Here is a 13,858-nt window from a genome sequence, read left to right as displayed (position 1 = left end):
AGCCTCTGGGGAATGCATTTTCCTTAGAGGCTCCATCAAATTTATTAATTTGTCCTGCGGCCTCTTTTCGCCGATCTTAAAGATCACCAAAGGAGGTCCAAATGGCTTTGCATGAAACCCGCACCATTCAGCTGAAAAACGGCAATTCCATCATTATGAGGCCTGCTTTGGTCAGCGAAGCCGAGGCATTACTAAATGCCTTTCTGGAGGTTCTGCCAACATCACCCTACATTCTGTCAACGGTGGAGTCAGCGGCAAAGAAAACCGTGGAAACTCAAGTGAAGTGGATAACCGATGCCAATGAAGATCCCAAGGGGGCTTTGATCATCGCCGAACACCAGGGCCGCATCATCGGCATCACCAACATGGTGGCGTTCAAAGACAGCAAACGCGGCCACCGCGCGGGTTTGGGAATGTCAGTGCATCATGATTATCGCGGCCAGGGATTGGGCGAAGCTTTATTGCGTCGTCTGATTGAAGTCGCTCAAAGCATCGAAGGCCTGAGCTTTCTGGAACTGAACGTGATGAGTGCGAATCAACCGGCGTTCAAACTGTATGAAAAACTGGGATTCCGGCAGGTTGGCTATTTGCGCGAAGCTTATCGCCAACCCGATGGAACTTTCACCGATGACATTTCCATGTCACTGGATCTAAGAGCTCGCCCTAGCTAAGGGCGAGTTTTTCGAATTCTTCAATTTTGCGATTAATGACCGCGATGGATTTTCTCCAGAACTCCGGTTTACGGATGTCTTCGCCCAGATGCTTTTGCACCAGTTCTTCCGCCGTCATACGACCGGTGTCGCGCAGAATGTTGACGTAAGTCTTCATAAAGTCCTTACCCAGCTCTTCACGACGGGCATAAACACTGATGCTGAACAGGTAACCGAACGTGTACGGATAGTTATAGAAGCTGATACCAGACATCGAAAAATGCAGTTTGGTTGCCCAGTACATTTTGTCGTTCTCGCTCAAGGTGCTGCCGTACCACTTGCTCCACGCCTCGTCTGTCAGCTTGCTCAGTTCATCCGCGCTGACAGAGCGTTTTTCACGCATTTCATAGAAGCTTTTTTCAAAATCATATCGAGCCGGGATATTCAGCAGGAATGCCGTCGCACGCTCCATCTCACCCCACGCAAATTCGATCTTCTCTTCACGGGTTTTGGAGTTGGTCAACAGCACATCATGCAAAAGGGTTTCCGAGAAAATGCTGGCCGTTTCAGCCAACGTCATCGGGTAACCACATTCAGCAATCGGCATATCACGCATCACCCAGGAATGATAAGCATGTCCCAGTTCGTGCGCCAATGTCGAAATATCACTGTTAGAACCCATATAGGTCATGAACACCCGCGGTTCTCGTTTCTTACGGAAGCCGGTGCAATAAGCGCCGTTGCGTTTGTTCGGAAGAACTCGCGCTTCGATCCAGCGCTTATCAGCCATCATGTCCACGAACTGCGCCATATCTGGCGACGCCTGACCGAAGGCATCCTTGATCATGTTCAAGCCTTCTTCATAGCTGCGCTCTGTTTTGGAGGCTGAAATCGGGCTTTGCGCCAGCAGATCCCACGGGTCCAAAGACTTTTTACCCATCAGCTTTGCCATCGCCAGATTCGCACGACGGGACATATCGACGTTTTCATAACAAGCCGTCAGCATCGCATCCAAAGTTTCCTGGGTGATACGGCTATAGAACAAGGACTGATCCAGATAATGGGCTGGTTTCACCTGAGAACGTTTCTTGATCACCTCGTGGCGCCAGCCAGCCAAAGCATTTAAGATCGAAGAAGCTGTTTCCTTGTGCGTGGTCCATGCATTTTGAATGGAAGTCCACGCCACACGACGGGTTTCTTCATCCTGACTGCGAATCAATGCGGATGCTTTCGCCAAGCCCACAGTTTCTGTGCGATCTTTGAATTTCATCTCACAGCGCATGGTGCCGCTCAAATTGGTGTAAAGCTCGCCCCAAGCATGCAAGCCGGGCATTGAAAGTGCCTGCAACAAAGTTTCTTCGTCATCAGAAAGCATGAAAGGTTTTTGTGTGCGTTCCTGGCTCCAGTCAAATTTTGCTGGGGTCAGTTCCGGGTGGGAAAGAATCTTGTTCAGAGTTTCCTCTGAACAACGTTTCATAAAGTTATCCACCGGGATCAGGATCTGCCACATACGGGAGCTCAGCGCCATCACCTCGGACTTCTTTGCCTGCGCCTCATTCAAAGTGCTGTCCACCGACAGATGACAATTCAGGAAGGTCGACATATTACCAAGCAGAACTTGGGTGTCTTCCACGTCGATCCAGACTTTCTGGATCTTTTCCACTTCGTTTTCAAACGGAGTCTTCAGGGATTTAACGTCCTTTTCCAGCTGATCGACCTTGGATTTTACCAGGTCAAATTCAGACTGAAATTCAGGAGAGTTGTAAGAAGGATATTCAGATTCCAGATTCCAAGCCATTTTTTCCATGGGAATTATCTTACCGCATGGACAGAAAAACAAAAAGGGCCTTTGGGGCCCTTTTTGTTTTTAACGCTTTTCGATGTCGTCTTTGGCTCTTAGCACCGTGGAACCGAGATCATTGATGATCTTGCTTAGTTCCGGTGAAAGGGTTTTACCCATCACCTGCAGTTGCAGGCGCTCGCCTTCATAGAACGGACCAACAAGCTTGTCGTCGCTCCAGGCATCCAGGAACTCTTCCTCGAAACCGCCGATAACTTTTTGATCAAACAGCTGAGCTCCGAACTCACGGAAACTGCCCTGCAAAGTATCCGGATTCAAGTTCGAAGAACCCACCAGCATCACTTTGCCGTCAACGGAAGTGATCTTGCGGTGATTTTCCTGGTGATAACCTTGTGTTTTTCCATTAGGGAACTTCGCCTCGATACCCAAAGTACGACGAGCACGAACTTCAACCCCATGACGCAGCAACTGATCCAAGTACAACGTATTTGGCAATCCACCCAGGCTGAAGTTTCCGTTGTGGTCAGCCAGAATACGGATTTTCAGACCCGGAACCTGCGCCTTACGCTTCATCAGGGCGTCGTTGATATACTTGTCATAAATGAACAGATGCTCCATATAAATATGGCTTTCGGCTTTCATAATCATATCCACCAGCATGTTGCGGGTGTCTTTGATTTTGCCATCCACATTGGCTTCCGCCAGACGTACAGACTGATTCCCCACGGCCGGGAACGAAGTTCTATCCACGCGGAACCACGCCAAAATCTGATCACGGTTTTTCAGGTAAGCTTCGTTGCCGTAGCCTTCTTCCTTATAGAAGAACCATTTCTTTTCATTCGGGTCTGTCGTCAGGGCCGCGTCCACGTCGTCATAGTACGCCGCCTGAACCAGCGCAGCCGCAGGGCCTTTCACGTACAGGGCATTATCATAGTAATAACCACCGCTGTGATCCGACCAGTTCTTGGAACCAAAATACGCCTGAGGCTCATCAGATTCGGCATCTACCACGATCACTTTACTGTGATCGATCTTGGACTCGTAATACGTATTACGTTTTTCAAGAGCTTTGAAGGTCTCTTCAGTTTTAGGCACCAGGTTGGTGATGCCGAACGGAATGCCTGGCGGATGGCGCTGAATATTGGCCTGAAGCAAATACACAGAACCCTTCAGACCCGGGTCAGTCGCGGCACGATCCTTGATGTATTTAAAGATCGGCATCATCTCATCCTTCATATTGTAGTTCGTTGCATAGTCATGCAACAGAAGCACTTTGAAGTTCGGATTGGCTTTTTTCTTTTCCACCGCCTGATCCAGAAGGAACTTGCTCAAAGTTCCACCCATGGTTCCACCAAACAGGAAGATATCGATGAACACGGATTCTTTCGCGGAAAGAATCATGTCACGGATTTTGGCAAACATCGGATCCTTGAAAGACGGATGTCCTTCATCATCCTTATGCAAAGGCATCTTCATATAGGGCTGATTGAAATCCAAAACCCCACCGGCAAAGATCACGCGGTCATTGAACCACTGGATTCTTTCCGGAGAAATCTCATTATGACTGACCAGTTCTACGATGTTGCCAGGGACAAAGCCCCCAGCCGACAAAGAGTACGGGTCCATCTGCGGGAAACGCTTCTGCAGATTTTCAGTCAGCTCACGGCTGGTCAGATTCAAATTGGAAGCCGTGGCCCACGAAGTCATCAAAGAGCGCGCTTCGTTCTGAGCCGCCTTGTCTTTAACCAAAGGATTGTCAGCATAGTCACGCAGGGCTTGCAAACGCATCTGCAGCCAGTACTGCATCACTTTACCTTCGTTCGCCGCGTTCTTTTTCACAAACTTCCAATAAACCAACGGAAGCAGGATTTTTTCAGGCACGATGGAATCATTGGCTTTCACAAAAGCACGCGCCTTGGTTTGCTCGGCCGCTGGGAGCTTTTTGATCTCCTGAAGCAAAGTCTCAGGACGGCGGCAAGCTTCAGCCGCAAACATCATGTCATGATTTTTCTTATAATAGTCCATGGCAGCAAGGCGCTCTTTCAAGGAGACCTGTGCTGTTTGCGCCACCGCAGTCGAGGCAAAAACCACAGAACTAAGAATCAACAAGGTCTTTTTCACAGGACACCTCCGTTCACCAGAGCATCCAGATTCAGGAACTTCTCCATCGAAGACTCACATTTTTTCAAATATTGGATGCGCGCGGAATAAAGAGCCTGGGTCTCGTTTGCCATGTTGTCGCTATCGCGGGAGGAGTAGTATTCCACCAGCTTGACTCGGGAACGATCGCGATCCAGCTTTTTCTCTTTCAGGTCGTAAACAATCTTCTCCAGATTGAAGCTGATCTCTTCCATAAAGGATTTTTTGCTTTCCACCAGGAACTGGCCCGTTGGAATGGACTTGCCGGTTTTCTCATATTTATCCGGCATCAACTCAGAACGTCCCTCGTTGTTCGAGGCCACAAGGCCCGGGAAGACTTCGATGGTTTCTTCAGTCGGAATGATGTCTTTCAGGCTGAAGTTCTTATACAGATCCACCGTATAGAACAACGGCACTCCGGAGCCGGCCTTCTTAGCGGACAGCGTGAATCCTTCACAGGTAACTGACTTTTGTACTTCGCGGTTCAGGCGATAGTATCGGCGATAACGGGCAAAGCCTTTGACGCCGTTCTTTTTAATGCTTGGCAGACCGAATTTAGGACGGGTGTCCATAATCTCGACATAAAAGGTCACTGTACCGCCGATATAGTCGGCTTTCCCCTGGTTGACCGGGATGTATACTGAGTTGTTATAAACTGTACTGGTGTCGGTGGATTTTTCCAGCTGATCCCACTTGGAGCTCAAGGCGCCGGTTTCATTGAAGCGAACCAGCTGATTGCTGTTCAACTCGGTCGCATAGTCATTCTTTTGATTCGGCTGGGGCAGGAAAGTCAGATCCACCTGCAGTCCGGTGTTGATGATCTTGTAAACACGCAGGGTCTTTACAAAGTTTTCGATCATCGCGTCTTTCAGATTTCCTGCCGCCAGTTTGGCAAGACCCTGTTCCGGATTCTCCACACCCAGCGTTTCAATAATCGCCTGATTCAGCGCCTTACGGGCAGTTTCAGAAAGATACTTTTGATCGCCATTGGTGTGGAAAGAAATCTTCATCGGATGACGATACGGCTTCAAAGGGGAATCCCCCCCGATCAGATCAGCCAAGGCCTGAGTCTGACCATCCGAGATCGTGTACTTCTTTTCACTGGCTGGTTCACGCACCTCTTTGTGGGTGCAATGCACAGCCATCAGGGCTGTGCAGGCAATCAAAGCGGATTTCATCGTCATCTTCATGATTACTTCCTACAGATTCTGGAATTTTTTAAATTCAGCGTAGTGTTGGTCGTCGGCTTTCAACAAAAGACCCAAAGAATAAGGCAGATCCTTGTAAACGCGCTTACCGTCGTAATACATGATCACCGGTTCGAAAGTTCTTTGGTTGCCAATCGCCAGCTGAGCCACGTTGTCCGGGCTGATGGTGTAACGGCGCAGAGTTTCCTCCAAAGGCCATTTCACATCACCAAAGACCACATACGCGATCTCGGAACAAACGATACGGGTGTGAGTGTGAACGTCGAAGTTGAAGTCATACTCTTTACCGATCTGGGCAATCGCCTGCAGAACGGCCTTGCGACGATATTCATCCGTGATGTTGGAACGAGTGTCACGCACCACCAGGAAGTCATCGATATTCAGGAAGTGTTCCAATGTGTTCAGTTCCACACCCGGGCGCAAAGCTTCCACGATGCGGTGACCGGCGCGGATCTTCGCCTGAATTTTGGCCGGGATCTGGTCCCAAACCTGCAGGTCTTTAAGCTGTGCTTCAGTGCCCAACCAGATCGCCACGTGACCATAGTGGCCCGGGATCATCTTGTCGGTCAGACGGAATGGAGTTTTCTCCATCAGAATGTCCAGAGGTTTCATTTCGCCAATCAGATTGGCTTTTTCGGATTCAGACATGTTGTAAAGGAAGCCCTTACGGGTTTCTACCAGGCCGACCATGTTACCAAAGCCCATGCTCACCCCGTAAGACACCGCACGCACGCCGCGTTTTCCACGCAACGTCAGACGATTCCACAGGTTCGCAATGGCATCTTTAAAGCCAGTGCCGGTCTTGTCATTCTTAACTGCAAGATACCAGATACTGGATTGAGTCAGAGTATAAAGCTGAGCTTCTTCCGGGCTGGTTTTTTCACCGTTGGCGCGACGCCAAGCCATCACAGAGTCGATGAACTTGATCGCGTCTTCGATCTGATCACGACGATGCGTGGAGGAATAGGAATCCGCAATCGCCTGTAATGCACGTTTTTGAGGAACGTCATAGTTCAGAACATAACGCAAAGAAGAGTTTTCGTTGAATGGCTGGATGGCAACCAGATAGTTGTCCATCAGAAGCAATGCGGAAGCCAAAGCCATCTGCATGCGGAATATCTGCTTTTCGCCCTGAGCATCTTTTGGATCCACATTCAAAACATTATATGTTTCGTAGGTATCCTTGCGAACATTGCGCTCTTTCTTTTCGGCTTTGGTGCCTTTATACGGCGCCAACTTCACCTGATTTTTACCCGCGAAGTACTCACCTTCAGCGATCGCCAAATCCATCAGTTTTTTGCGTGTTTCCAGATACTTCGCGCCCATGGCGCGAACCCATTCACCCTCAGAACGACTCAAGGACACGTCACCTGTTTGACCCAGCTTTTTTTCATCAGCAAAGCGCAAGGCTGTCGCACGGAAGTCCAAAGCTTCCGCCATCAAAACCTGCAGGTCATAGTATTGAGGATCTACATAGTAGGTCGCTGCTGGCGTTCTTTCCGTGGAAGATTTGAACGAAGAACAAGCGCCAACAAATGCTGTGAGTGCACACAACAGAACAATAGCGAAACGCATGGGATTTCCCTCCATACAAATCAGATTATCTGAGGTGTACTAACTTCTCGCTTTAAAGATGTTTAGCGACACAAAATCTGGTCCAGAGGACCAGTGCAAAAGGACACCAACAAATCCTTCTCTGGACAAGGTACCAATCGATAATCGGTAAACCTAGACCAATGTAATTTCTGCGGCTGAATTGTGGACTCTATTCATATTGATAAACTTTGATTTATCAATCAGAGGAGACATTCCGTGAAGTCTTGGATCGCGGTCCTTCTTTTTCTGACTCTTCCGTTTATGGCAACAGCTCAGGACAAACCCGCACAAAACCGCCCCTGGCCCCAGGAAATAAAGCTCGCCAACAATCAGACCGTCGAGATGTATCAACCCCAAGTTGAATCCCTGAATCAAAACGACATCAAGGCGCGAGCGGCTTTTAAATTAACCCGCGATGGCAAAGACTATTACGGCAGCTGCAAAATAGAAGCAAAGGCTGCCATCAACAAGGAATCCGACCTTGTCGAATTAAGCCGCATCCGCATCAAGAACCTGCAGGCTCCCACCGCCAATATCACCAACAACGATTTGCAAACCGAGATCGAAAACAAACTGGATGGAAAAACCGTGACGGTCTCTTACCGGACCTTGGTCGATAATCTGTCGGCATCCACCAGCAGCAGTGCCCAGCAGCCCAAGTTGCACAATGCACCCCCGGATTTCGTCTTTGTCTCGCAACCTTCAATCCTGATTATGATTTCCGGTGAACCCCGATGGACCGAATCTGCCGGCGCCAAAGAGGTTAAACGCGTTGTGAACTCCAGCGCCCTGTTCCTGCATCAGGAAGACTCAAAGGACTTCTATCTGTGGGCCCTGGGAAAATGGTTTCAAGCAGCGGACTTCAAAGGCCCTTGGCAGGTCTCTAAATCCGGACCGACTTCGAAGTTCGTGATGATCAAAGACAAGCTGGTGAAGGATAAAAAGATCGATCCGCTGGAAGGCAAGGGCCCCGACGGCAAACCTTTGTACCAACCCGGAGTCACACCGAAAATTATTGTCGCAACAAAACCCACTGAACTTTTACAAAGCACCGGTGAACCCAAGTACTCGGCCGTCGATGGCACGGCTTTGCTTTACATGTCGAATTCACCTAATTCCATCTTCATAGATTCCAAGGATCAGAATTACTACACACTTGTTTCAGGACGCTGGTTCCGTTCTGCCAGCCTTCAAGGGACATGGAGCTATGTCAGCGGCAAACAGCTTCCCAAAGATTTTGCCAAGATCCCAGTGAAAAGCCCCGTAGCCGAAGTGCTGGTGTCTGTTCCGGGCACCCCTCAGGCAAAAGAGGCCGTTGTGGTCAGTCAGATTCCCCAGACCGCTCAGGTGAAAAGGGACCTTAAACCCAAGGACATCGCTTGTGACGGCACCGTAAAGTGGCAGTCCATTCCCGGCACCAATTTAAAGTTCGCGCAAAACTGCAACAGCCCGCTGATTGAAGTGACAACGGAATCCTTCTATCTGGTTCAGGACGGTGTGTGGTTCACCGCCACCTCGGCAAAAGGTCCTTGGCAAGTGGCCCTGGCCGTCCCGGATGAGATCTATAAAATTCCCGCCTCGTCCCCGCTTTACTATGTCACTTATGTTCACGTGTATGGATCCACCTCAGACATGGTCACGGTGGGATACACTCCCGGCTATCACGGCACGTTTGTTTCCGCCGATGGCACGATCGTATATGGCACCGGATACAACTATGACTCTTACACCTCGGGCAGTCAGTGGTACCCGGCGCCCAGCACTTACGGATTTGGCGTGGGATATGGCTGGGGCTATGAGGCCGGATTCTTTATGGGCTTTTCCATGGGTTCACTGATGTATCCGTGGGGTTGGGGATACTGCTGCTATGGCCCGACGTTTGTGAATGTCAACATCAACAACACTTACACCAACTGGGGTCGTCATACCGTCATCTCAGGACCGGGTGGCCACGGCATCACCACCAACACCATTGGACAGACCAAGTTCATCCGCGGCAACGACAGTTCCAGCATTTATGCGACCCACGATGGTCAGGTTTATCGCCGGACTGATTCAGGCTGGCAAAAGAATATTGGCCCGGGTTCCTGGGAAAATGTCGATCGCAAGAACACCGCAGATCTGGATCGCATGCACGGATCAAGGAATATCAACCGTGATGTGGCCCGTCCCCCGACCGGCCGTGATTTTTCAGGACGACCACAGCTGCAAGGAGGGGGCTTCCGCGCAGGCGGCGGCTTCCATGGTGGCGGGTTCCGCAGATGAATAAAAAAAGGAGTGCACCATGACTATGAAAAGGATTTTCTGTTATTTGGTTTTGACTCTGTTTACTTCAACCTCGATGGCCGCCATGGACTGGGGCATTGAACTGGGCGCGCGACAGCAGGCCGGTGATGTCGGTGGATTGAATTTTTCAGCCAACTCGCAGGTCGGCTTCCAGGGTGGCGTGTTTGTTCACGTCCCGATGGAGCAGGGCCCGGTTCATTTCCGCACCGGGGTTTTATACACGCAAAGACCCCTGCAGTCTGAAAGTGACATCACCGGGCAGACCATCGACTTCCATCTGGATTATCTGGATATTCCGGTGGATATCCTGATCAAGTCCGGTGAACAGTTCGGCATGTACATGGGTTTTCATACCAGTATCAATATCTCGAAGTCCTGCTCGGGCAGTGATTCCTGTCAGGTGAAGGATGTCGACACACCCACCTTCCCGATCATCTTCGGTGTACTGTTCAAGGCCACACCCAAGTTCGGCTTTAATTTCTACATTGATGGAGCCAACGGTGCTGTGGCGAAAGGTCTTGGCAACTATAAGGCAGTGGGTCTGAATCTGACTTACTCTATGGATTGATCGAAAATGAGGAAATCACTTTCGTTGATCATTTCTGGATTTATGTTTTCTTTTTCAGCGGAGGCTCAGCCGTCTTCCGCTGCGGAAGGACCGCGCATGCAATGGGACGAGTCTTCGGATTTACTGGATGACGAAAAAACCTTTCCGGTGAATGCCGTTCAACCCACACCCTTCAATGCCGTTCACAAAAAAGACAAAAATGAATTTGTCATCGCCCCCATTCCATTTCTGAATCCCAGTCAGGGATGGGGCCTTGCACTGATGGGGCAATACATCTTCACCCTGAAGGATGATGAAAGTCCGCCCTCTATTGTCGGAGGCGGTGCTTTCTATACCGAAAAACATTCTTATGGCGGAGGCCTTGCCTATTCCGGAAAGCTGGCCAATGACCAGTGGCGCGTGGGCTTGGCTGTCGGAATGGCCACAGTCTTTTACGACTTTTACGGCGTCGGTTATGACCAGAACAAGCAAGACATCTCCATTCCGCTAAGACAAGAGGTCGACTTCGCCGGATTACGGTTAATGAAACAGGTAACCAACAAATTATTCCTGGGAATCGAACTGATCGGTGCAGAAATCAAAACCGGCATTGAATCTGAAAATATTCCTGGCGACCTGGCCGATGAAATCGTCGCCAAAACAGATTTCATTGCGCCGAATCTGAAAGCCGAACGTGACACCCGCAATGACAGCTTCTATCCGACGGAAGGGTCCCTGTTTGATCTGCAGGCTGAATTTCACAGCGAAGACCTGCACGACAACACCACTTACCAGACTTATAAAATCTCCTGGAATCAATATCTGCAACTGGCACCTTTTTCAGTTTTTGCCTATCGCCTGATGGCGCGTTTTTCCTATGGTGATGTGCCCTTTTACAGCCTGAGCATGTTTGGTCAGGGCGGCGACCTGCGCGGCTATGAAACCGGCAAGTACCGAGACAAGATGATGTGGGCCGCACAAACCGAATATCGCTATCGTTTCACCGATCGCTGGGGTGGTGTCGCCTTCGTGGGGGCCGGACAACTTGCCCCGAAAGTTTCAGACTTTGACGGAGCCGCCTTCCTGGGAAGTGGCGGCCTGGGTGTGCGATTTCGGATAGCGGAAAAGAATCCCGTGGACTTCCGCTTTGACACCGCCTATGGCGACCAGAAAGTCAGCTACTACTTCAGTGTGGGACAGGCATTCTAAAAACTTCAAAAGACAGGCAAAATCTTATATTTGTTTTTTTACCGTCTTCGTCATTGCAAGTACCCATGACCGGCACCACCACGGAATAATAAACCTTCATGCAGTGGAGGATTCATGAAGCTTAAGTTCAGAAAAATTCTGGCGGCCCTCGCAGTTGTAACATCTACCTCTAATGCCCTGGCCGATGCCTCTGCTGATGACATGAACAAGTCCAACAATCCACTGACTCCGATGGTTGCGCTGAATTTGCACGACTACATAACCTCCTCCATCTTCGGCACGGATGAAACATCCAATTCATTCAATCTGCGAGGGGCCATGCCACATCTGATGGGAGGACTTCCGCAAATTGCCCGTATGACCATCCCTTACCAAACAGTACCGGGTCCTGACGGAGATCAAGTGTCCGGACTGGGTGATATCAACCTGTTTGATATTTTTCTGCTTAAAGGTATAGAAAGTGTCGAGTTCGGTGTCGGTCCCTATTTTGTCTTCCCCACCGCCAGCGAGGATGAAACCGGCGCTGGCAAATGGCAAGTGGGCGCTTCAGCCATGGTCATGAGCCCGCACCCTTGGGGTCTTATCGGAGGCCTACTGACTTATCAGCACGATGTTGCTGGTGACGAGGATCGCGCAACCCAGAACATCGCCACCCTACAGCCTTTCGTCATCTACAATCTGCCGTCGGCGGTTTATCTGCGTTCAACTGGGATCTGGTTCTTTAACTGGGAATCCGGTGACTATTACATCCCTATTGGCGTGGGTGTCGGTAAAGTTTGGAAGCTCGAAAGCGGAACCACCATGAATCTTTTCGCGGAACCCCAGTGGACCGTCGCCCATGAAGGCCTCGGCGTTCCGAACTATCAGACTTTTGTGGGTTTGAACTTCCAGTTCCCTATAACAAGACATTAAAAACGAACGTGGATCTTTAGGAATGAAGATCCTGTGAGTTGAAAACCCGCCCTCAGAACGAAGGCGGGTTTTCTTTTTTATTTCAGAATGGTTGAATTGCGGTCGGCTTTGGCCAGAGAACCACCAACCTTCACCAGAGGTGGTGGGAAGTATCGGCCGCTTTCAAGCTCTTTTGTGGGCCCATAGAACCGCAAAGTCAGATGATAGTTCTTCCCAGACGGAGTGGGCAACCAGTTGGTCTGCGCATACCCTGATGGAAGTTTGTTTGCAAACACCACTGTCAACGAACCATCGGCATTGGTTTTCAGGCCGGAATGATCGTTCAGGTTGTAGCGGTTCAGGGGGTTCGACACCACTTGAAACTTTTCGGCATCCACCACAATGACCGACCAGAAATACCGCACCAAAGACTGCGGCAACTGATCTTTCGGGAAAGTCATAGTATAGACATTGGAACCATTCAGCTCGGCTCGCTGCCCGTCAGTGTTCGTTTTATAATAAATGACTTCTTTGCTGTCGTTGGCCCAGATGCCACCAAAATTTACCACCGTGCGGGCGCGATAGTCAGAACCATAGTTCCCCACCACCTTGGGATAATGCCAGCCATTGCCTACAGTTCCAAATTTTGCAAACTGACTGACAAAATCAGGAATAGCCCGCTTGCGAATAACTTCATTCAGTCGGTTTCGCTCAGTCCCCTTTGCGGCATTTTGAATGGCGCGAACCTTCACCTGCAACTCATCCATTCCCGGATTGATGTCAGCCTCACTGGCAAGCACAGCCGAGGCATTATCAAAGACAGCAATGCCAGGAAGATTTTTATTGGTAAATATCGGTGTCACCACCGTTTTTGGCAGGACCGGTGTGCCTGTCGCGTACAGTTTTATTTGCTTCTGCAAGGCCACGGCCTGCGCCGGATCAGCTGCCAGCTCGATCCGCGCCAGAATGCGTGACTTCGCACTTGGCAATACCACTTTCTGCACATCCGCGCCTAAGGCCACCGTGCTGTCAGGCAGACAATAAGCAAATTTTCCCGAGGCATGACGAGGGAAGGTTCGTTCATTGATGTTCGAGGTGGTTTCACCCCAGCCATTCAGAGTTTGAATGGTGTAATAGCGTCCCGTGATTTTTGGAACCTCCAGCATGGTGCAGGAGTTTTTATCCAGACCCACCCAGGCTTCACTGTAAGCCACATCCAGATTGGGATTGGCCCACTTCACCCCACCGACGGAGCGATGGATGATTTTGTTCCAGCGGAAACCTTCATCGCGAAAATCAAGATGCTCCTGACGCAACACCAGCAGGCGTCCCAGATAATAGGCGTAGGCATCCACCACATCCTTGTCACTGATACGATCGGTTTTATCCGCGGCGATGACTGCCGATCCCGCAAACAGGGACGCTGTCAGCACGAAAACAAAAATACACTTCGACCACTGCCACATAAAGACCTCCTTGTCTTTTAAGCAACGATCTCTATTTTAGCCCCGTGGGAACGTGAAAACAGATT

Annotated in this window: 10 protein-coding genes; 5 read left to right on the top strand and 5 right to left on the bottom strand. The window is 50.0% G+C overall.

Annotated elements, in window-relative coordinates:
* Nucleotides 1–101 precede the first annotated feature (101 nt).
* Nucleotides 102–671 carry a GNAT family N-acetyltransferase gene (locus ACNQKP_RS05550; RefSeq protein ID WP_417863371.1) on the top strand — a complete coding sequence of 190 codons (570 nt, stop codon included), beginning with the start codon at nt 102–104 and terminating at the stop codon, nt 669–671.
* Here ACNQKP_RS05550 and ACNQKP_RS05545 read toward each other — a convergent pair.
* The 4 genes from ACNQKP_RS05545 to ACNQKP_RS05530 are packed head-to-tail and all read right to left on the bottom strand — an operon-like array spanning nt 664 to nt 7,373.
* Nucleotides 664–2,457, bottom strand: coding sequence for a M3 family oligoendopeptidase (locus ACNQKP_RS05545; protein ID WP_417863369.1), 1,794 nt, complete (start codon nt 2,455–2,457; stop codon nt 664–666). The genes ACNQKP_RS05550 and ACNQKP_RS05545 overlap by 8 nt on opposite strands.
* Nucleotides 2,458–2,517: 60 nt before the next feature.
* On the bottom strand, nt 2,518–4,572 hold the full coding sequence (locus tag ACNQKP_RS05540) for a phospholipase D-like domain-containing protein (RefSeq protein ID WP_417863367.1): 2,055 nt from the start codon (nt 4,570–4,572) through the stop codon (nt 2,518–2,520).
* Entirely contained in the window at nt 4,569–5,780 is a 1,212-nt protein-coding gene (locus ACNQKP_RS05535) for a hypothetical protein (protein WP_417863366.1), read from the bottom strand. The genes ACNQKP_RS05540 and ACNQKP_RS05535 overlap by 4 nt, the downstream gene beginning before the upstream one ends.
* Nucleotides 5,781–5,789: 9 nt before the next feature.
* On the bottom strand, nt 5,790–7,373 hold the full coding sequence (locus ACNQKP_RS05530) for a YiiX/YebB-like N1pC/P60 family cysteine hydrolase (protein ID WP_417863365.1): 1,584 nt from the start codon (nt 7,371–7,373) through the stop codon (nt 5,790–5,792).
* A 237-nt stretch (nt 7,374–7,610) separates the two neighbouring features.
* Between ACNQKP_RS05530 and ACNQKP_RS05525 the strand changes: the two genes are divergently transcribed.
* The 4 genes from ACNQKP_RS05525 (at nt 7,611) to ACNQKP_RS05510 (ending at nt 12,348) form a co-directional block, all read left to right on the top strand.
* The gene (locus ACNQKP_RS05525) at nt 7,611–9,659 is read left to right on the top strand and encodes a carbohydrate-binding family V/XII (protein ID WP_417863364.1); all 2,049 of its coding nucleotides are present in this window, start codon (nt 7,611–7,613) and stop codon (nt 9,657–9,659) included.
* Nucleotides 9,660–9,684: 25 nt separating this feature from the next.
* The gene (locus ACNQKP_RS05520) at nt 9,685–10,248 is read left to right on the top strand and encodes an outer membrane beta-barrel protein (protein WP_417863362.1); all 564 of its coding nucleotides are present in this window, start codon (nt 9,685–9,687) and stop codon (nt 10,246–10,248) included.
* A 42-nt stretch (nt 10,249–10,290) separates the two neighbouring features.
* Nucleotides 10,291–11,436, top strand: a complete 1,146-nt coding sequence (locus tag ACNQKP_RS05515; protein ID WP_417863361.1) for a BamA/TamA family outer membrane protein — start codon at nt 10,291–10,293, stop codon at nt 11,434–11,436.
* A 114-nt stretch (nt 11,437–11,550) separates the two neighbouring features.
* Nucleotides 11,551–12,348, top strand: coding sequence for a hypothetical protein (locus ACNQKP_RS05510; RefSeq protein WP_417863359.1), 798 nt, complete (start codon nt 11,551–11,553; stop codon nt 12,346–12,348).
* Between the two features lie 77 nt (nt 12,349–12,425).
* Here the strand turns inward: ACNQKP_RS05510 and ACNQKP_RS05505 are convergent, their stop codons facing one another.
* The gene (locus ACNQKP_RS05505) at nt 12,426–13,793 is read right to left on the bottom strand and encodes a DUF1214 domain-containing protein (protein ID WP_417863358.1); all 1,368 of its coding nucleotides are present in this window, start codon (nt 13,791–13,793) and stop codon (nt 12,426–12,428) included.
* Nucleotides 13,794–13,858 lie beyond the last annotated feature (65 nt).

Origin of the sequence: Bdellovibrio bacteriovorus, assembly GCF_048286975.1 — a bacterium.
GTDB classification, from domain to species: domain Bacteria; phylum Bdellovibrionota; class Bdellovibrionia; order Bdellovibrionales; family Bdellovibrionaceae; genus Bdellovibrio; species Bdellovibrio bacteriovorus_H.
This window is presented reverse-complemented; position numbering and strand designations above follow the sequence as displayed.

What these genes read in the sequence shown, in the direction of transcription:
- ACNQKP_RS05550 (WP_417863371.1), top strand. Translation starts at nt 102, where the DNA reads ATGGCTTTGCATGAAACCCGCACCATTCAGCTGAAAAACGGCAATTCC.
- ACNQKP_RS05545 (WP_417863369.1), bottom strand. Translation starts at nt 2,457, where the DNA reads ATGGAAAAAATGGCTTGGAATCTGGAATCTGAATATCCTTCTTACAAC.
- ACNQKP_RS05535 (WP_417863366.1), bottom strand. Translation starts at nt 5,780, where the DNA reads ATGAAGATGACGATGAAATCCGCTTTGATTGCCTGCACAGCCCTGATG.
- ACNQKP_RS05530 (WP_417863365.1), bottom strand. Translation starts at nt 7,373, where the DNA reads ATGCGTTTCGCTATTGTTCTGTTGTGTGCACTCACAGCATTTGTTGGC.
- ACNQKP_RS05520 (WP_417863362.1), top strand. Translation starts at nt 9,685, where the DNA reads ATGAAAAGGATTTTCTGTTATTTGGTTTTGACTCTGTTTACTTCAACC.
- ACNQKP_RS05515 (WP_417863361.1), top strand. Translation starts at nt 10,291, where the DNA reads ATGTTTTCTTTTTCAGCGGAGGCTCAGCCGTCTTCCGCTGCGGAAGGA.
- ACNQKP_RS05510 (WP_417863359.1), top strand. Translation starts at nt 11,551, where the DNA reads ATGAAGCTTAAGTTCAGAAAAATTCTGGCGGCCCTCGCAGTTGTAACA.
- ACNQKP_RS05505 (WP_417863358.1), bottom strand. Translation starts at nt 13,793, where the DNA reads ATGTGGCAGTGGTCGAAGTGTATTTTTGTTTTCGTGCTGACAGCGTCC.